The organism is Corynebacterium pseudokroppenstedtii, from assembly GCF_019754945.1.
Lineage (GTDB): Bacteria > Actinomycetota > Actinomycetes > Mycobacteriales > Mycobacteriaceae > Corynebacterium > Corynebacterium pseudokroppenstedtii.
In genome coordinates this window covers 522,817-542,253 of sequence record NZ_JAEUWU010000001.1, presented here as the reverse complement: position 1 = coordinate 542,253, position 19,437 = coordinate 522,817, and the positions used below count along the sequence as shown (strand labels likewise).

Genomic DNA, 19,437 nt, shown 5'->3' with positions numbered 1-19,437 from the left:
ATTATTTCGACTGCTGAGCTGTTGGGTCGGTCACCGCGTGGAGATAACCACTGACATTGGCATTGCGTTCGATGTATTTGGCGACAATATCGACCTCGATATTGACCGGGGCATCCACTGCGAGCGAGCCGAGGATAGTGTCCCGCATGGTGGTGGGGATTAATGAGACCTCAAACCACGGGTCGGGAGTGTCGGGAGGTGCTACCGCGGAGACAGTGAGTGATGTCCCGCTGACGGCGATAGATCCCTTTTCAACAACATATCGAGCTAAATTCGACGGAAGACTGAAGCGGAAGACCTCCCATTTATCGTGAGGGTCTCGTGAGAGTAACCGGGCTGTTCCATCGACGTGGCCTTGAACTATATGCCCGCCGAGGCGCTGTGATGGTTGGACTGCCCGTTCAAGGTTCACCTGGTCACCGGGGTGAATATCGCCCAGTGTTGTGCGATCAAGTGTTTCGCCCATGACGTCCATGATCACCGCTGTTCCCTCATGACCAGCGTCCGTCAAGCACACACCGTTGACTGCGAGTGAATCTCCCTTGGAGAGGGTATCGGTGACTCCTGGTGCGTCAACAGTAAGCCTGATGAAATCGGGGGTATTTCGCTCTTTGTTCGACGACGATGCCTCAGCCTGATCTGAGGGCGATTCCGCTCCCCGATCAATAGCGACGACTGTTCCAAGAGCTTCAACGATGCCAGTAAACACGATTGCCATTCTATCTTTCTGTGTCTGTCTTTCGGTGCTTAAGCATTCCGATAATGCTCAGGGTGATTTACTCTGACGACCCCTTAGCCTGCCGGTGAGCGTCGATGAGGAGATCAGGGCCGAGCTGACTGATGTGTTCGGTGGTGAAGTCACGTCTGTCGGTGAGCGTTGATACGTGAGGAATGTGTATCGCGGGCAGCCCGGAACCAAGAATGCTGGGCGCAACATACCAGTGAATGTGGTCAACAACCCCCTGCTCTAGTGCAGCGGAAGCCAACGTCGGCCCGCCTTCAATGAGGAGATCGACGTACCCCTGCCGGGTTAGCTCCTGAATGACGTGGGATAGATCGTGGGTAACAAAGTGCCGCGACCGTGCGTGCGCGAATATCTTCGCTTCCTCCGGAATCGGCCGAGAACCAATAATCACGTGATCGGGCTGATGTGCATAGAGAGTCCCGTCCGGTTTGCGAGCCGTCAATCGCGGGTTATCGGCTATCACGGTCCCCGTTCCGACGATCAGCGCATCGCGGGTAGCCCGGTCGCGATGAACATAGTTACGAGCCTCAGCAGAGGTGATCCACTGTGATGTTCCATCAGGCGCGGCAACTCGGCCATCCAAGGTGGCAGCAACTTTCAGAGTGACCATTGCTCGGCCAGTATCAATCCGATGCAGCCAGGAACGTAGCGCGCCGCGACGCACCTCATCAGCATGAAAACCACCAATGACAGTGAGACCCGCTCCGGCTAATACCTCATGCCCGCCATGAGCGATCGGGTTCGGGTCTGGCACTGCATACACGACGGTGGATATCCCCGCGGAAAGGAGCACGTCAGTACAGGGGCCAGTCCGGCCGGTGTGAGCGCACGGTTCCAAAGTGACGACGGCCGTAGCACCGGCTGTCGCATCGCCAGCATCGCGAACCGCCATGACCTCCGCGTGCGGACCGCCCGCCGGTTGTGTACACCCTTGGCCAACAATTCGCCCGTCGGCATCAATGATGACAGCTCCTACCGGCGGATTTGGGCTGGTCGCCCCCTTGGCTGCCCACCCGAGCTCGGCAGCCCGATCCATGGCATGCGCGATAACGTTCGCCGGGTGCCGGCCGATTATCTCACCACGGGATGGCGTCGACTCGTGCATTAGTTCTGAGGTACGCCGAAGTGTTGAGTTCCGCGGCCCGCCGACGAATACCCGGCACGCGCATGCTCGCGAAGTTCATCAATGGCAGCGTTGGGGGAATCGGCTTTATACACCGCCGATCCAGCGACGAAGACATCAACACCGGCTTTGGCGGCGCTGGCAATGGTGTCGGCGGAAATTCCACCGTCTATTTCGATAAGACAGCGCCCGTCCACACTATCGTCGTCTGTTTCCTTCCCCCATATCTTGTCGGCCCGTTCACACAGAGCGCGTACTTTGTCGAGAACCCCGGGCATAAATTTCTGGCCACCGAACCCAGGCTCCACCGACATGACGAGAACCATGTCGAACTCTTCGAGGTGCGCGAGAACCTCATCAACTGGTGTTTTCGGCTTAATACTGATCCCGGCGCGCGTACCTGCCGCCCGCAATGTTCGTGCCAACGCGATAGCGGCGTCAATATCATCGACCGCTTCGGCGTGGAAAGTGACGGAATAGAATTCGGCGTAATCGGGAGCCCATCGTTCGGGATCGTCAATCATCAGATGGCAATCCAGAGGGAGCTGAGTTTCCCGCGCAACCCCTTGCGCAATGGGCAATCCGAAACTGAGATTCGGCACGAAATGACCATCCATCACATCGACATGGATCCAGTCAGCGTGAGAAACCGCGTTAAGGTCCCTTGCGAGGTGGGCAAAGTCTGCTGAGAGGATCGATGGGGCGATAAGTGGGGTGGCCTGTGCGGATACCCCAGCGGATGGTTCCAGTCGTGATGTCATGGCAACATGTTACCGCTCTAGCGTCGTGCTCCGGCGGAAAATTTGAACGAACATTGCGTCCGTTCCGTGGCGGTGCGGCCACATTTGGACAGCATTCTCGCCAGCGCGGCAGTGTTCCATTCCACACATATAGTCAACGGTATCTAAAGGTTGAAGTGGGCAATTCTTTTCCGCCCAGTCGACAATCTTGATGGTCTCTTCGATGTGGGGCGAGCACGTTGAATACACCACTATTCCACCGGGGCGAGTGAGTTCAGCTCCTGCAGCCAGCAGCTCTCGTTGCAACGTAACGAGCCCGGGGAGGTCGTCCGGGGACTTTCGCCAGCGCGCTTCGGGCCGACGTCGGAGCGCTCCGAGTCCTGTACATGGAGCATCGACCAGCGTGCGATCATAATGTGCCTCGAGGCCCGACTGCCGCCCATCGACCGTGTGGACGGTCACAGGAAGACCGGATGTCGTTTTTTCGACCAACCGCGCCCGGTGAGGAACAGGTTCGACGGCATCGACGTGGGCACCATCAATGCGCGCAAGGCACGCCATCAACGCGGTTTTCCCACCCGGACCTGCACATAGGTCGAGCCACTGTCCTGTCTCATCTCCCTCCAGAGGTGCTTCGGCCGCAGCACGAGCGATCAGTTGCGATCCTTCATCCTGAACCGCAGCCATACCTTCACGAACAGCGGGAATAGCGCCCGGATCGCCCTCCTCGAGGACCACGCCATAGGGCGAGTACGACGTTTGCTCACCACCAGTGACGAGCGCCAGCTCTTCCGCAGTGATTTCGCCGGGACGGGCGACGAGGTGCACACGCGGCCGTGCATCGTCGGCAATTAACGCGTCTGATAATTCGGAAATGGCGTAGTCACCCAGCGAATCGCGGAACACTTTCACGATCCACTCGGGGTGAGCTGTTGCCAGCGCCATGCGTTCAAACGGATCCGCGTTCTTAGTGAGATGATCTATCCACTCTGATTCAGTTCGCTGCGCAACGGAGTGCAGAACAGCATTAACAAATCCCTTAGCTTTCGGTTTCTCGACCTCTTGGCATAAATCCACCGACGTATTGACTGCGGCATGATTGCCGACGCGCATACGCAGAAGCTGGTACGTACCCAGGCGGAGCACAGCAATGACGGCAGGATCAATGGCCTCAAGGGGGCGGCTCGAACACTCACCGATCACTGCGTCCACAAGCCCTTGGGCGCGCAGTGAGCCGTAACCCAACTCGGTAGTGAATGCAGCATCCCGACCCGTCAGGCCGTATTCCTTCATGAGCGACGGAAGAACGATGTTGCCGAAAGCGTTTTCGGTGTCTACACGGAAGAGCGCTTGCCACGCCACATAGCGTGGTACATCGCGATGATGCTCACGTGCAGGTTTTCTATTTGTCTTATTCCCACCCGATGAGCCCCGTTGGCCCTGGTGGCGCTTGGTATTGTCATTGCGCTGGCGGTGTTGCCGTTGCTGTGGCGTTTTTCTATCCGAGTGCGACGCTCCCCTATCCGACGGTGTCTGCTTCGCCCCCTTGACATCAGACTTGAGGTGACGCGCTGATTCACTGCGCGAACGAAATCCTCCACTCATTGAAAGCGCGTCCCTTCATGCGGTGTGTCGTCGTACGATTCATCTCGTTCTGCTGGATTATTCTGAGCCGATTTATTGCGCGTCGACTTATCGTTGTCGAGGCCATTGGCAAGATGCGCGCCCCTCACCCACGCTCCGGCCTCCATCATCTTCTTACCAGGCGCCTGGACAGAGCCAAGTTGCACAGGATAATCCGCGGTTCCCACCCATACGCGATTCTTTTTCCACGCAATCTCTCCGGGCGCTAATGACAGCGATTTTTCGATAGGGTCCCGCGGATCAGTGATAGGCCGCACAGCTCCGACGCGGATTCGGTCATCCTCAAGTAGTGTCCATGCTCCGGGATCAGGCGTGACCGCACGGATTGCCTGGTCAACCGTCGATGCCGGCTTATTCCAGTCGATGCGCGTGTCCTCAGTCGAGATTTTCTTGGCATACGTCGCACCGTCGTCACTTTGCGGTGTCGGTGTTGCCGTTCCATTCTCAATAGCGCCCAGGGTGTCGACGAGCATCTGGGCACCCTGATCGGTCAGCCGTTCCATGAGTGAACCGGCAGTGTCATCGTTGGTGATATCGGCGGGCGCAGAGGCAAATATGTCGCCCGTGTCCAGCCCTTCCTCAATGCGGAAGACGGTCACGCCTGTTTCCCTGTCCCCCGCTTCAATGGCGCGCTGCACAGGAGCTGCACCTCGCCATCGCGGTAACAACGAAAAGTGCAGGTTGACCCAGCCCCAGCGAGGTAGTGTAAGTACGTTTGGGGGCACTAAAGCACCATAAGCGACGACGGGTATGCAGTCCGGCTTGTATTCCGCGAGGGAATCAATGACCGACTCGTCCTTTAACGTAGAGGTTTTGATGACAGGGACGTCGTGCGCTTCGGCGAGCTCGGCAGCAGGGCTGGGATAGAGCCGACGACCACGGCCATGAGGAGCGTCGGGACGTGTTAAGACGGCAACAACGTCGTGATGTGAATCAAGCAGTGCTTGTAAAGCAGTCGCTGCTGGCGTCGGGGTTCCTGCAAAAACAACGCGCATTAGTTCTTCACTCCATCTTTATCGCGGTATGCCAGCTCAGGGTGAGCGAACCACTCGGCGGTACGGATCTGCGCCATCGTCTCTTTACGAATATCTGGTTCCAGCCTGCGCATGTACATCACACCGTCGAGGTGATCGGTTTCATGCTGGATGCAGCGTGCCAGAATACCGTCGGCCGAAAACGACACCGGGTCCCCGTCGACAGTTTGCCCGGTGACGGAAACGTTCATCCATCGTCGAGTATCGGCGTGGATCGACGGGACAGAAAGACAGCCCTCCGGCCCATATTGGGTTTCGTCACCCTCGTGTTCCCACACCGGATTAACGATGTGACCGCGTCTGCCCCCACAGTTATAGACGAAGACTCGTCGCAAAACCCCTACCTGATTCGCCGCAAGACCGGCACCTCGGTAGTGATCCATGGTCCCCATCATGTCGTCGACGAGGGTCCGCAATGGCTCGTCAAAGTCGGTGACCGGTTCTGCCGGTGTCGTCAATACGGGGTCTCCAAAAATCCGGATACGACGAAGACTCATAACGACGCAACACTCCCAACAGCGACGATTAACGACAACTAAAGACAACGAACGACTATGCAGTGAAGATCGCTTACAACAGTAAGCATGTGAGCATCATGCCACCCACAAGCGACATAAACGCGGTCATAGTTTAGCCGATGTGAATGGGGTCCACGATCACCCGAATAGCTAAGTCCACCTTATTCACTGCGGCTTTAATCCGTGCAGCACGCAGCGCTGAGCCCAAGGCGAGTGGTCCGTGGCTCGTATTCGCTCGAATGAGCAGACGAAGACAGTCGTGCGCTGGTGTGTTAGCGGGCGGATCTATTCCCGGTGGCAGCGGAACCGGTCCGAGAAACTGGGAATCCGCAGGGACATCGATGAGGCGCCTGAATTGTGAAATATCGCGCTCTGTCCCATCGATGGCCGCCATATGCACGGCAGGCGAAAACCCAGCTTCCCGACGGTGTTCCAACTCGACAGCGGCAGCACCGACGGGGTCCCACCGGATCAATGACTGAACCACCGGAGTCTGCGCATCAGCAACCACAACGACTTCTCCCCCGTCGTTATGCGACTCGACCAAGGACGCGACATCGAGCCAGGATGTGAGCGCTTCCTCATGAGCACGAACATCTTCACGTTTCAGCTCCGACCACGTATCCAGAATCACCGCAGCCCCAAATTTCTTGTCCTCGGCGACGGGAGCAGAGCCTGGCGTAGCAATCACGAGGCTCGGTTCGTCCGGGATAGATGCGATGATGTTGTCCCCCGTACTGACGACGACGGGGATGCCGGGGAATGAGCGTCCCAATTCTTCAGCGGTACGGTCCGCGCCGACGATCACCGCGCGGATCCTTGTCGAGCCGCAATTGTCACAGCGAAAAGACGGATCAGGCCGCCCGCACCAGCGGCAGGTTGGGTAACCCGCATCAGATGCTTGTTCACCAACAGGAGATGTAGCAGTTCCCTGTCCCGTCTGGCCTGGCAGACCTAGTGGCCCGTTACAGTATCGGCACCGTGCCGGCTCGCCGCAGCGCTGGCACGCCAGCGTCGGAACATACCCTTTTCGAGGCACATGGATGAGTGCAGAACACCCTCGACGATGGCTGGACCGTATCGCCTCAAAGGCAACATGGGGAATTCGGGCGCGTTTCGCCGCCGGGTCCTTCGCCAGTTCAAAATCAGTGTCGCCGATGGCGCGAATCCGGGGCATAGCGGCACGAATAGCCTCCCGTGGTGACACCAAATTGTGCGCCCACCCGGATTCGACGAGGAGTTGAGCTTCCGCAGTTCTCCCGACGCTTCCCACTATCATCGCTGCTTTCTCAATACTCGCCCGTAGCGTCAATACTTCACGGGCGTGGACGTAGGGAGCTCGCGGATCGACGAGGTTGTCGTCGCCGTCGTCGAGAATAACGATGAGGGACAGGTTTTTCACGGGAGCGAACGCTGCTCCTCGTGTGCCGACCACCACCCGATTGACCCCGTGGAGGATGTCGATAAATCGACGGTATCGGGCGTGGCGGCCCAGGCTCGCGGTTAATTGTGTCCACTGGCGGGAGCTGAGCTCCTCTTTGAGGGCATGAGAGAGGCGGTTAATGGTTCGCTGATCAGGCACGATGATGAGAACTCCGCCGCCACCGCGAGCGGTCCGTGCTGCTAGTTGAGCGATGCGCATGGGCCACTCGTCCCCCGGCGCGATCTGCCATACTGCTCGGGGAGCTTTGCCGCGCAGCACGGCCTTCACGAATGATGGCCCGAACCGGTAGTGTGACCATGCCTCATCGAGGGCCGCATTGTCGTCGGTGTTGTTATCCGCGGCGTCGCTGGTGTCGGCGTCGTCAGTAGCAGACGCCCATGGATCATCCCCGTGCTCTATAGCTTCCAGGGCTGCTTTTTCTGCAGTGGCATGACGGGGAGGGAGAGCGGACCGAATAATGTCCGACCGCAATCCGCCGTACCGCTGCGCCAAGGTAAAAACCAGAGTCCGAAATGTTTCAGGTGCAACGATCTCCCGGCTAATCACCCGATCGATCCACGAGAGACGACCGGCGTGATCGGACTCATCTTTGCGCGACAACACCAGCGCATCAGTGAGCCGACCTGAAAAGTGGACTCGCACCATAACCCCCGGTTTGACGTCCTCATCGACGGCCGCATCAACGAGGTAGTCGAATTCACGGTCGAGGTGCGCCACCTTGAGAAGCGGAAGCACCCGAGCCACAGGGCGGTCGGGTGCAGGGGTATGGGGCGAAATAGACACGGCTACATCCTAATGGAGTCGGCCCCTACCCCACTTCGCACTAAATGTGGTTGGCCGGTCCATCTATTTTGCGTGCTACTTACCGTGAAATAGCGGCTTTGAGGTCATCAACCCGATCCAACCGCTCCCACGGCAGGTCGAGATCTGTTCGACCAAAGTGGCCATATGCGGCGGTTTGAGCATAAATAGGCCGCTTGAGGTCCAGTTCCCGGATAATCGCCGCCGGTCGGAGGTCAAACACTTTCTGCACGGCTTCCTGGATTGCTGAGATCGGCTCTTTTTCTGTGCCGAAGGTCTCAACATACAAGCCCACCGGATTTGCGCGCCCGATAGCGTAAGCGACCTGCACTTCACACCGATCTGCTAATCCAGCGGCAACGATATTCTTCGCGACCCACCGCATAGCGTAGGCAGCAGAGCGGTCAACCTTACTCGGGTCTTTGCCGGAGAACGCTCCGCCACCATGACGGGCCATACCACCGTACGTATCGACGATGATCTTGCGGCCAGTGAGACCCGCGTCGCCCATGGGCCCACCGACGACGAAGGAACCGGATGGATTGATCAACACGGTGAGTTCGTCGTCGACGAGGTTCTCCACCCCGGCGTCCTTGATGACTGGGGTGATGACATTCGTGCGCAACTGTTCTTCCAGCCATTGCCGGGAAACGCCCGGATCGTGCTGCGTGGAAATAACGATGGTGTCAATACGAATCGGGTTATTGTCATCGTCGTACGCGAGCGTGACCTGTGTTTTTCCGTCCGGACGAAGATGCGGAACGATATCGTCTTTGCGCACCGCCGTGAGACGCCGCGCGAGACGATGTGCAAGAGCGATAGGCAGCGGCATGTATTCGGGGGTTTCATTGGTTGCGTATCCGAACATGAGGCCCTGGTCGCCAGCGCCTGCACGGTCATCGTCCTCAACTTCAGCACCGTCGCGCGCTTCGAGTGCGGTATCGACACCTGCGCCGATCTCTAACGACTGTTCACCAATGGAGACGGATACACCGCACGTTGCCCCGTCGAAACCCATATCGGAGGATAGGAAGCCGATGTTCCGGAGTGTTTGCCGGACCAGGCTGGGAATTTCTACGTATCCGCGGCACCGAACTTCACCGACAACATGTACTTGTCCTGTCGTCACGACGGTTTCTACAGCGACGTGGCTGTCGGGATCCACTGCGAGCATGGCGTCCAAAATTGAATCGGAGATTGCGTCGCAAATCTTATCGGGATGTCCCTCGGTGACAGACTCGCTGGTGAATAGTCGTTGAGTCACGGTTCCTTCTTCCTTGATGAGGTGGCGATACCACGTATTTTATTAGATGTTTTGTTGGATGATGTGTTGGCTACTGATGTAATAGACCAAGCTGTCTAGATCCTCATGTAGCTTAGCGCACTCGGTCCTCATAGTTCGCAACCGCATCCCACACTGAATCCGCTAAGCCAAACTTCGATGTCGACGGGATATCGGTGACCTCTCCGTCTCGTGACAAGACCCAGCCTCTGTTCGTATTACGTCCGAATACTTTCCCTTGGCCTACGTCATTACAGACCAATAATTCGCAGCCTTTATCCTTCAGCTTTAACTGAGCATGCTCTAACGGGGTGTGGTGCGGGTCCCCCGTCTCTGCAGCAAAGCCAACAATGATGGTCGGTGTCGTGCTGTTCGGAGTCGAGCTTTTGTCCGGCCCAGCGTGGTCTTGGGTTGCCCTTTCTTGCCGACGAGCGACAACGCTCTTGAGGATGTCCGGGTTCTCCACCATCGACAACGTCGTGAGGGAAGTCGACTCCCTGTCCGCGGATTTCTTCATCTTCCAACCCTTTTCTTCGGCCGGACGGTAATCCGCAACAGCTGCAGCGCACACGACGATATCCGCGTCCTCATCGCGCTTCTCAACCTCCCGGTACATATCCCGGGCCGATTCCACGCGAACAACCTCAGATCCAAGCGGAGTTGGAAGCTCGTGCGTAGCCCCCGCAATCACAGTCACCTCGGCACCACGAGCTGCGGCAACCTCGGCAAGAGCAAATCCCTGTTTCCCCGACGACCGATTGCCGACGAAGCGCACGGGGTCTAAATTCTCGTGCGTCCCTCCTGCGGTAATGAGAACCCGGCGTCCTTCTAAGTCGCGAGGAAACTGAGTCTGCCGTCGGGCTACGGACAACGCCAAGTTGACCACCTGCTCAGGCTCGGCAAAGCGCCCCGGGCCAGAATCGGGCCCCGTTAAACGGCCATGGGCAGGATCGACAACGGTGACGCCCCTCTGGCGAAGGGTTGCGACGTTGGCCTGCGTCGCCGGATGAGTCCACATCTCGGTGTGCATCGCGGGAAAAACAGCGACGGGGCACCTCGCCATTAATGCCGAGGCTGTGAGGAGGTCGTCGGCCCGGCCGTGAGCTAAGCGAGCTATCACATCGGCCGTTGCCGGAGCGACGATGAATAACTCGGCGGTGTGCCCAATACTCACGTGCCGGACCTCGGGGACGCCGTCGAAAACTGATGTCGAGACGGAATTCCCAGAGAGCGCCTCCCACGTTGCTCGCCCGATAAACTGCAGCGAGGTTGCCGTCGGAATAACGTGAACGTCGTGGTCTTGCTCTTTAAGTAGTCGGACGACGTGACAGGATTTAAACGCGGCAATTCCACCTGAAACACCGAGAACGATCTTCACTGCTTCCTCAATTCAGCTGTCGCTATGCAAAAACCGCTGATCACACCGTGGGTGGCGTGATGCAGCGGAATGCTAGGTCGATGATGAGATGAGTACGAGCGGAAACACGTGCAGGCATTGGCTACCCGTCATGTGTACTCCGCTGGCCCTCACCGTAGAACTCTTAGCCCTCGGTGTGGTCGAGGAGGCCGTCGTTAATCTCACGCAAAGCAATCGAGAGCGGCTTCTCACCAGGCTCGGGGGTGACAAGTGGGCCAACGAACTCAAAGACCGAGTCATCGACGCTCTTGAAGTAATCATTGATCTGGCGAGCTCGCTTAGCAGCAAAGATGACAAGGGCGTACTTTGACGACACCTTGCCCAGTAGCTCGTCAATCGGCGGGTTGGTAATACCTACCGGCGGGTCAAATACATTGTCGTCATTGACAGAAGCCAAATTAGGTGTAGTCACGATGTCCTTTCGGCCGTGAGTAGTGCGGCAATAGCGCGAACAGCGTTGTCCACGGAGTCATTAACCACGATGTGGTCGAACTCATCCTTGGCGGCCAGCTCTCTATGGGCAGTCTCGAGGCGACGTTCAATAACATCCGGCGGTTCAGTGCCCCGACCTGTCAAACGCTCGACGAGAACCTCCCACGAAGGTGGCATGAGGAAAACGGTGTGAGCCTCCGGAAGAGTTTTCTTCACATTCCGAGCACCCTCAAGGTCTACCTCGATGAGGACTGGCCGGTTACTGTCAAGAGCGTCACGAACGGGGCCAGCCGGTGTGCCAGAACGCTGAAGACCACCATGGATTTCAGCCCACTCCAACATATCCCCAGCTTCAACATGGCGGGTAAATTCGTCGTCGGAGACGTACAAATAATCCACGCCATTTTCCTCGCCGGGGCGGGGGGCCCGTGTCGTCATAGACACGCTGAAGTACAAATCGGGCACCGTTTCACGCAGACGATGAACCACTGTGGACTTTCCTACTGCGCTGGGTCCCGCGAGAACCACAAGATTGCCACGATTTGTTGTCAAGGTTTATTTCTCCGGATCGAAGCCAAAGCGCTCAAGCAGAGCACGACGCTGACGCTCACCTAAGCCACGCAAACGACGTGTCGGGGCGATTTCCAGCTCTTTCATGATTTCCTGAGCCTTAACCTTACCCACCTTTGGCAACGCCTCGAGCAAAGCCGAGACCTTCATCTTGCCCAGGATTTCGTCCTCGTCGGCCTTCTTCAACACCGCCTGAAGGTCGGTCTCACCTTTCTTGAGCTTTTCCTTGAGCTCGGCACGTGCCTTGCGAGCTTGAGCAGCTTTCTCGAGTGCAGCAGCACGCTGTTCGGGCGTTAACTGGGGAAGGGCCACGGTTCCTCCGTAATGTCAATCGATGAATACTTCACTTACTGATGTTCGGGTTTCGGTGCGGGTCACAAGGTGACCGCGTAATTGTCTCCAGGTTCGTTGAAGCACCCGACCAACTTCGCAAATAGTGAGCCTGGCAAACAGCACCAATGACTATAGACGCTGACCAGGTCAAAGTTAAGTCTGCCCCTGGTTGAGACAACGCGAGTCATTCTAACACCATACCGGGATAGTCCTGGGCATTCGCCTCTACAGCCTTCTGCAAGCTACCTATATCTGGGCCATGTTTCAATATTGCCCTCGATATATTGGGGAAAGCTAGGGGTTCGACGTGTGTCGTAAGGCGACGGACATCATCCGCGCTCGCCCCTTGAGCCCCTACCCCAGGAAGAAGGACAGGGCCGTTGAGCGCAGACAGATCCGGAGCCTTGCGCACCGCGTCTGATCCCTGTGTGGGTAGCCCTAAGGTAGCCCCCACTACGACACCAACGTTTCCGAATCGGCTACCGGTTTTCCGACGGTACAGCTGATTACGCGTAGCGCATTCGTCGACGATGTGTTGGGCGACGCTGTCGCCGTCGTCGGCATTGGGCGAATCGTCCTGACGACGCTGGTCCTGACGCTGTGAGCCACGAGAGCGTCTAATCCGCGCCGATTGGAGGGTCTCAGCCTCCGGATTCGACGTTGCCGCCAAGACGTACACACCCTGTCCTTGACGCTCTGCAAGGTCCAGCACAGGCTCGAGTGCGCCAAAGCCGGTGTAGGGGCTGACGGTCACCGCGTCGCATCGCAGCGGCGAGGTCTCCCCCAGCCAGGCATCAGCGTAGGCTGCCATCGTCGAACCAATATCGCCGCGTTTGGCGTCGGCAAGAACAAGTGTCCCTGCCTCGTGGAGGGCAGCGATGGCCTTCTCCAATACTGCGAAGCCTCGCGAACCATACGACTCGAAGAAGGCTACTTGCGGCTTAACCAAGGCGACTGTCGTGCCGAAGGCCTCGACGCATCGCATAGTAAAGCTCTCGAGCCCATCAACTGTCGCGGGAAGCCCCCACTGGTCAAGGAGACCCGGGTGGGGATCGATTCCGACACATAGTCGCGAACGATTCAGAGCGCCTTCAGCAAGGCGATCACCAAATGACGCATGCCCACCTGAGACATGCTTTGACGCGGATGGCTCTTGTCCCGCCGATCCTGAATCGCCCACCGAGGACGACGCCGACGGCTGTCGATCACACATATTTACCCTCTCTCACGAGCCTTTCTCACGAGCTTCACTAACGGGTTGAACAACTCATGCATGAAGATCCTGGATTGCTGCCACCATCAGCGATGTATTTGGCCTGCGATCATCCTCTTCAGCACCGTCCTGTCCTGGTTGCTGGTTGCCTTGTTCATCGCTCTCGTGCTCCTTTGGAGCCGCCTCGGAGATGCCATGGATGGATTCGATCGCCTGGACCGCTGCGACTGCCGCCTGGACCGTCGTAATGCAGGGGATCTCAGCGTTCAAAGCTGCCGCGCGGATCTCGTAACCATCGTGGCGGGCGCCAGAACTCCCAGCTGGTGTGTTAATGATGAGATCAACCTGTCCGTCCAAAATAAGGTCGACGATGGACCGGCGGCCGTCCTTATCCCGATGAACGGTCCCCACTTCAACGTGATCGACGCTGGGGTTGTCTTCATGGACTTGCGATTGCTTAGCGACGACTTCACACGGGATTCCATTGCGACGGAGCATCCCCGCAGTGCCCTCCGTCGCCAGCAGCGAAAATCCCAGCGTGGCTAAACGTTGGATGGGGAAAACCATGGTCCGTTTGTCGTGGTTGGCGACTGACACAAACACCGTCCCCGATACGGGGAGTCGTCCGTAAGCCCCAGCCTGTGACTTGGCGTAGGCTGCACCGAACGCGCGGTCAAGCCCCATGACTTCACCGGTCGACTTCATCTCTGGGGACAAGAGCGAATCCAATAGTGAACCATCCTGCCGACGGAACCTCCGGAACGGCAACACCGCTTCCTTGACCGCAATCGGCGCGTCGAGAGGAAGTGAACCGCCGTCGTGGTCTGTGGGGATCATTCCTTCCATGCGCAGCTCATGGAGCGTGGCGCCGACAGATATGCGGGCGGCGGCTTTCGCCAACGGAACGCCGGTCGCTTTGGACACGAAAGGCACCGTCCGCGAGGCTCGCGGGTTCGCTTCGATGACATAGAGAGTGTCATCTTTCAGGGCGAACTGGACGTTCATGAGTCCTCGTACGCCGATTTCACGAGCCAGCGCTGCTGTGGACCGTCGAACAGTGTCGATATCCTCTGTGCCCAGGGTCATGGGCGGAATAGCGCAGGCTGAGTCGCCCGAGTGAATACCGGCTTCCTCAATGTGCTCCATGACGCCAGCGAGATAAACCTCGTCACCATCGCATAAAGCGTCGACGTCGATTTCAATGGCATTGTCCAAGAATCGGTCAACGAGGACGGGATGATCGTGGGTGATTTCGGTCGCTCGGGAAATGTAGTCGGCGAGAGAGTCATCATCATAGACAATTTCCATGCCGCGGCCGCCCAACACGTAGGAAGGCCGGACCAGCACTGGATAGCCAATTGACGACGCTACCGCCTGAGCTTCCTCGAGGTTCTTCGCCGTCCCATAGGCCGGTGCCGGAAGTCCAGAGCGTTGGAGAACCCCTCCGAACTCACCGCGGTCTTCCGCCAGGTTAATGGCCTCGGGAGTTGTTCCGATCACCGGAACGCCGGCCTCTTTGAGCCGCTCAGCAAGGCCTAGCGGTGTCTGCCCGCCCAACTGGCAGATGACGCCTGCCACATTTCCCGACTCGGATTCGGCGTGGTAGACCTCCATGACATCTTCAAAGGTCAACGGCTCAAAGTAGAGGCGGTCAGCGGTGTCGTAGTCGGTCGAGACAGTCTCAGGGTTGCAGTTAACCATGACCGTCTCATAGCCGATGCGTGAGAGTTCCAATGCCGCGTGAACACACGAGTAGTCGAACTCAATCCCCTGACCAATACGGTTGGGGCCAGAACCGAGAATGAGGATCTTCTCTTTCTCTTTCTGCGGAGTCACTTCACTTTCAGCGGCCGGATCAAGTTCATACGCGCTGTAGTGATACGGAGTTTTCGCCTCAAACTCCGCCGCACACGTATCCACCGTTTTGAATACCGGGCGAATACCGAGAGACCACCGTAGTGTGCGCACCCCATTCTCTCCGGCGAGTTCAGGCCTCACACTGGCGATTTGCGCGTCAGAGAGCCCAAGGTACTTCGCTCGACGCAACAGGTCTTCGGTGAGCACCGGCGCCGCTTCTAGTTCCTTACGGAAAGCCACCAGTTGCTCGATTTCCGCGATAAACCAGGGGTCAATGCCGGACGCTTCGTGGACCTCGTCGACGCTGGCCCCCAGCCGAAGAGCAAGTTCAACAAGGTACAAGCGTCCTTCTTTGGGCACGCGGAGCATGTCCACGACAGCCGCTTTGTCCTTAGCCGATTCGCCAGCAAAGTGTTCGTCGGGATACGTCCAGAAGCCGGTTTCTTTGTTCTCCAGGGAACGAAGAACCTTGTTCAGGCCGGCAATGTAATTGCGCCCCAATGCCATCGCTTCGCCCACCGACTTCATGGACGTGGTCAGGGTGTCGTCGGAACCAGGGAATTTTTCGAACGCAAAACGAGGAGCCTTGACGACGACGTAGTCCAGCGTCGGCTCAAATGCCGCCGGGGTCACACCGGTGATATCATTGCGGATTTCATCTAAGGTGTATCCAATTGCCAGTTTGGCCGCGATTTTCGCGATGGGGAAACCGGTTGCCTTCGATGCCAATGCCGATGAACGTGACACGCGTGGATTCATCTCGATGGTGACAATGCGCCCATTGTCAGGGTTCACCGCGAATTGGATATTGCACCCGCCTGTATCGACGCCGACCTCGCGCAGAATGGCGATGGCCTGGTCACGCATGACCTGAAATTCGCGGTCGGTCAGAGTGAGCGCAGGTGCAACAGTGACGGAGTCCCCTGTATGAACGCCTACCGCGTCCACGTTTTCGATTGAACAGACGATGACAACATTATCGTTGCCATCCCGCATGAGCTCAAGCTCATACTCTTTCCATCCCAGAATGGATTCTTCGATGAGCACATTTGCCTCGGGCGAGGCTGCTAATCCGCCGCCGGCGATGCGGTCGATGTCGTCGTACGTGTAGGCAAGGCCGGATCCCAACCCACCCATAGTGAATGAGGGGCGAACAACAACAGGAAGGCCGAGCTCAGCGACGGTTTCGTGAACTTCCTCCATGTTGTGGCACACTCGTGATCGCGCCGACTCGCCACCAACTTTTTCGACGATATCTTTAAACTTTTGCCGGTCCTCCCCCCTTTCAATTGCCTCAATATCAGCACCAATGAGTTCCACGTGGTGTTTGGCCAGGATTCCCCGCCGGTCAAGCTGAATGGCGGCGTTGAGAGCTGTCTGCCCACCAAGTGTGGCGAGCACAGCATCAATGGGGTGCCCTTCGGCAGCTTCTTTTTCGAAGATCTTCTCGATGTATTCGGGATCGATCGGTTCGATATAGGTATGGTCCGCGAACTCAGGGTCGGTCATGATGGTCGCGGGATTGGAGTTAATTAAGGTGACGCGGAGTCCTTCTTGTTCGAGGACTCGACATGCCTGAGTTCCGGAGTAGTCAAATTCACATGCTTGGCCGATGACAATAGGGCCAGACCCGATGACCAGCACGTGGTTAAGGTTTGTACGGCGTGGCATTTACTTGGCCTTTCCTTCTTGCATAACGGTCACGAACTGGTCGAAAAGCGGATTCGCGTCATGGGGACCCGCAGCCGCCTCTGGGTGGTACTGCACAGAGAAAGCCCGCCCATCGTTGAGAGCAACGCCTTCTACCACGTTGTCGTTAGGGCAAATGTGGGTGACGTGCGCAGGTCCGAAGGGAGTATTGAAACTGGCTGTCAGCTCTTCGGTGCTGAGTTTTTCCGACGCGTCGTCAACATGCGGAGGAAGCAAGGCGAATCCGTGGTTTTGGGCGGTGATGGAGACACGTCCCGTGGCGACGTCGACTACGGGGACGTTAATTCCGCGGTGACCAAATTTGAGTTTGTAGGTACCTAAACCTAATGCTCGGCCAAAAATCTGGTTCCCGAAACAAATTCCGAAGAAGGGGATTTTCGCTGAAAGAACCTGGCGGACAATATCGACCATGATGTCCGCCGTCGACGGATCCCCCGGACCATTGGAGATAAACACCCCGTCAGGGTTGTACTTCTGGATGTCGTCGAATGAGGTATTCGCCGGGACAACGACTGTCTTAATGCCGCGTCGCGAGAAGTTTCGCGGCGTATTGGTCTTAATTCCCATGTCATAGGCGACGACGGTCAGAGTATCCGACTGCGACGACGTTCCCTCGGGCTCAACGATATAAGGCTCGTCGGTGCTCACTTCTTCAGCAAGGTCCTGGCCAGCCATTGACGGAATCTCGTTGACGATAGACAGAAGCTCGTCGACGGGTTTTGCAGCCTCATCACCAGTAAATATCCCAGCGTTGACTGATCCTTTGTCGCGCAGATGGCGAACCAATGCACGGGTGTCGACGTTCTTAATGCCGATTATTCCCTGTGACGCCATTTCGTCTTGGAGGGAACGCTTGCTCCGCCAGTTGGACGGGCGGGCGGAAAGGTCACGGATAATCAAACCTGATACCCAGATAGTGGATCCACGCGACTCATCGTCTTCGTCATTCCACCCGGTGTTTCCGATTTGTGGCGCGGTCGCGCACACTAACTGACGACGATACGACGGGTCCGTCATCGTTTCCTGGTAACCGGTCATGCCCGTGGTGAAGACGGCCTCGCCGAGGGCACGGCCTGTGGCCCCGAAGGATGTCCCGCGGAAAACGCGTCCATCAGCGAGAACGAGAACGGCGGGACGATTCCCCGACTGTGCGTCGGTATTCGAGGAAAGAGAGTCAGTCGTGTGTAGCGATGTGGGCGATGTACTCACTAGTGAACCTTTCTGTCCAAGGGCTGGGAGGCTTCACCGTCTAGGCAGGTGATGTGCCCACGGAGAATCGTGGTAGTGACTTTGGCGCGAAACTCCATACCCTCGTACGGAGTGTTATCCGCTTTGGAAGCGAGAGCCTTCCCGCTCGTTACCCACCGGTGATCGGGATCAATGGCGGTCAAGTTGGCTGGCTCGCCAACCGCGATAGGACGGCCCTGCCCTGGAAGTCGGACGATTTCCGCCGGGCGCTCGGACATCACTGTGGCAACAAAACGCCAGTCTTCTAATCCCGTTTCGACAAAGAGCTGAGAGATGATGCTCAGCGATGTTTCCAGCCCGAGCATCCCCGGACGGGCATGGTCGAACTCACAGCATTTCTCTTCGGATCCGTGCGGGGCGTGGTCGGTGGCGACACAATCGATAATGCGGTCACGCAGTGCATCACGAAGCGCGAGAACATCCCGCTCTTCGCGAAGAGGCGGGTTAACTTTGTTGACGCCGTCATAGGTGCGGAGGCGCTCATCGGTAAGGATCAGGTGATGAGGAGTGACTTCGGCGGTGACAGGAAGCTTCTGCTCTTTCGCCCATTTCACCAACGAGACCGTACCTTCAGTGGACGCGTGACAAATATGGACGCGGCCGCCATAGTCCCTGGTCATGATGGAATCACGAGCGACAATTGATTCTTCCGCAACGCGTGGCCATCCTCGAAGCCCGAGTTCGGCAGCGATTGTCCCCTCATGGGCAACAGCCCCCTGTGTTAACCGTGCGTCTTCACAGTGTTGGGCTAGTAAAACGTCGAGCCCCTTGGCATATTCCACAGCTCGACGCATCACCTCGGGGTCATTCACGCATGTTCCGTCGTCGGAAAACATCCGAACTCTAGCTTGTGAATCCCGCATCATGCCGAGTTCAGCGAGCTCTTTCCCCTCACGTTGTTTCGTGATAGCTCCGACGGGATGGATGTCGCAGAGGCCGATATTTTGTCCCTTGTACCACACCGATTCGACGATGGATGGGTCGTCCATCACCGGTTTGGTATTCGGCATGGTGAATACCGCAGTAAAACCCCCTCGCGCGGCAGCTTGGGACCCGGTTAACAACGTTTCGGTGTCTTCACGACCCGGTTCGCGCAGGTGGACGTGAATGTCAACGAAGCCTGGCAACAACACCTGACCGGACAGGTCTAGGACTCGAGCGTCCTCAGGCGCATCGATTGTTGGGGCAATTTCCGCGATGATGCCGTCGGTAATCAGAACCGACGTGGGGTCGCCTTCACCGTACGGGCGCACTCCTGTGAGAAGGATCGAACCGTGTGCAGGTGGTGCCTGTGTGCCGGTTTCCGGCCACGACTGAGCACTCAAT

General features: G+C 57.5%; 16 protein-coding genes. All 16 read right to left on the bottom strand.

Annotated elements, in window-relative coordinates; genetic code table 11:
• Nucleotide 1: 1 nt before the first annotated feature.
• Nucleotides 2–718 (bottom strand): riboflavin synthase, encoded by a 717-nt coding sequence (locus tag JMN36_RS02295; protein ID WP_204088495.1) that lies wholly within the window; start codon nt 716–718, stop codon nt 2–4.
• Between the two features lie 58 nt (nt 719–776).
• A complete protein-coding gene (gene ribD, locus JMN36_RS02290; protein WP_204088496.1) occupies nt 777–1,850 on the bottom strand; it encodes a bifunctional diaminohydroxyphosphoribosylaminopyrimidine deaminase/5-amino-6-(5-phosphoribosylamino)uracil reductase RibD in 1,074 nt (357 codons plus the stop codon).
• Nucleotides 1,850–2,629: a ribulose-phosphate 3-epimerase gene (gene rpe / locus JMN36_RS02285; protein WP_204088497.1), complete on the bottom strand. Its 780-nt coding sequence runs from the start codon at nt 2,627–2,629 to the stop codon at nt 1,850–1,852. The genes ribD and rpe overlap by 1 nt, the downstream gene beginning before the upstream one ends.
• A 9-nt stretch (nt 2,630–2,638) precedes the next feature.
• Entirely contained in the window at nt 2,639–4,213 is a 1,575-nt protein-coding gene (locus tag JMN36_RS02280; RefSeq protein ID WP_204088498.1) for an RsmB/NOP family class I SAM-dependent RNA methyltransferase, read from the bottom strand.
• A complete protein-coding gene (fmt, locus tag JMN36_RS02275) occupies nt 4,210–5,247 on the bottom strand; it encodes a methionyl-tRNA formyltransferase (protein ID WP_204088499.1) in 1,038 nt (345 codons plus the stop codon). The genes JMN36_RS02280 and fmt overlap by 4 nt, the downstream gene beginning before the upstream one ends.
• Nucleotides 5,247–5,783, bottom strand: coding sequence for a peptide deformylase (def, locus tag JMN36_RS02270; protein WP_204088500.1), 537 nt, complete (start codon nt 5,781–5,783; stop codon nt 5,247–5,249). The genes fmt and def overlap by 1 nt, the downstream gene beginning before the upstream one ends.
• A gap of 133 nt (nt 5,784–5,916) precedes the next feature.
• Nucleotides 5,917–8,031 carry a primosomal protein N' gene (locus JMN36_RS02265; RefSeq protein WP_204088501.1) on the bottom strand — a complete coding sequence of 705 codons (2,115 nt, stop codon included), beginning with the start codon at nt 8,029–8,031 and terminating at the stop codon, nt 5,917–5,919.
• 79 nt (nt 8,032–8,110) lie between these two features.
• On the bottom strand, nt 8,111–9,313 hold the full coding sequence (gene metK / locus JMN36_RS02260; RefSeq protein WP_204088502.1) for a methionine adenosyltransferase: 1,203 nt from the start codon (nt 9,311–9,313) through the stop codon (nt 8,111–8,113).
• Nucleotides 9,314–9,425: 112 nt separating this feature from the next.
• Nucleotides 9,426–10,721 (bottom strand): bifunctional phosphopantothenoylcysteine decarboxylase/phosphopantothenate--cysteine ligase CoaBC, encoded by a 1,296-nt coding sequence (gene coaBC / locus JMN36_RS02255; protein ID WP_412728575.1) that lies wholly within the window; start codon nt 10,719–10,721, stop codon nt 9,426–9,428.
• 151 nt (nt 10,722–10,872) lie between these two features.
• Entirely contained in the window at nt 10,873–11,160 is a 288-nt protein-coding gene (gene rpoZ / locus JMN36_RS02250) for a DNA-directed RNA polymerase subunit omega (protein ID WP_012731626.1), read from the bottom strand.
• Nucleotides 11,157–11,732, bottom strand: coding sequence for a guanylate kinase (gmk, locus tag JMN36_RS02245; RefSeq protein ID WP_204088504.1), 576 nt, complete (start codon nt 11,730–11,732; stop codon nt 11,157–11,159). The genes rpoZ and gmk overlap by 4 nt, the downstream gene beginning before the upstream one ends.
• A gap of 3 nt (nt 11,733–11,735) precedes the next feature.
• Complete coding sequence (mihF, locus tag JMN36_RS02240; RefSeq protein ID WP_012731628.1) at nt 11,736–12,062, bottom strand: integration host factor, actinobacterial type; 327 nt, start codon at nt 12,060–12,062, stop codon at nt 11,736–11,738.
• 205 nt (nt 12,063–12,267) lie between these two features.
• Complete coding sequence (gene pyrF / locus JMN36_RS02235) at nt 12,268–13,296, bottom strand: orotidine-5'-phosphate decarboxylase (protein WP_221923784.1); 1,029 nt, start codon at nt 13,294–13,296, stop codon at nt 12,268–12,270.
• A 54-nt stretch (nt 13,297–13,350) separates the two neighbouring features.
• Complete coding sequence (carB, locus tag JMN36_RS02230) at nt 13,351–16,824, bottom strand: carbamoyl-phosphate synthase large subunit (protein WP_221923783.1); 3,474 nt, start codon at nt 16,822–16,824, stop codon at nt 13,351–13,353.
• Nucleotides 16,825–18,072: a glutamine-hydrolyzing carbamoyl-phosphate synthase small subunit gene (carA, locus tag JMN36_RS02225; RefSeq protein ID WP_204088507.1), complete on the bottom strand. Its 1,248-nt coding sequence runs from the start codon at nt 18,070–18,072 to the stop codon at nt 16,825–16,827. It abuts the gene before it with no gap.
• Entirely contained in the window at nt 18,072–19,436 is a 1,365-nt protein-coding gene (locus tag JMN36_RS02220; RefSeq protein ID WP_204088508.1) for a dihydroorotase, read from the bottom strand. The genes carA and JMN36_RS02220 overlap by 1 nt, the downstream gene beginning before the upstream one ends.
• Nucleotide 19,437: the final 1 nt, after the last annotated feature.

Excerpts from the sequence above, each read along its gene's own strand:
- JMN36_RS02295 (WP_204088495.1), bottom strand. The coding sequence starts at position 718 with ATGGCAATCGTGTTTACTGGCATCGTTGAAGCTCTTGGAACAGTCGTC.
- ribD (WP_204088496.1), bottom strand. The coding sequence starts at position 1,850 with ATGCACGAGTCGACGCCATCCCGTGGTGAGATAATCGGCCGGCACCCG.
- rpe (WP_204088497.1), bottom strand. The coding sequence starts at position 2,629 with ATGACATCACGACTGGAACCATCCGCTGGGGTATCCGCACAGGCCACC.
- JMN36_RS02280 (WP_204088498.1), bottom strand. The coding sequence starts at position 4,213 with ATGAGTGGAGGATTTCGTTCGCGCAGTGAATCAGCGCGTCACCTCAAG.
- fmt (WP_204088499.1), bottom strand. The coding sequence starts at position 5,247 with ATGCGCGTTGTTTTTGCAGGAACCCCGACGCCAGCAGCGACTGCTTTA.
- def (WP_204088500.1), bottom strand. The coding sequence starts at position 5,783 with ATGAGTCTTCGTCGTATCCGGATTTTTGGAGACCCCGTATTGACGACA.
- pyrF (WP_221923784.1), bottom strand. The coding sequence starts at position 13,296 with ATGTGTGATCGACAGCCGTCGGCGTCGTCCTCGGTGGGCGATTCAGGA.
- carB (WP_221923783.1), bottom strand. The coding sequence starts at position 16,824 with ATGCCACGCCGTACAAACCTTAACCACGTGCTGGTCATCGGGTCTGGC.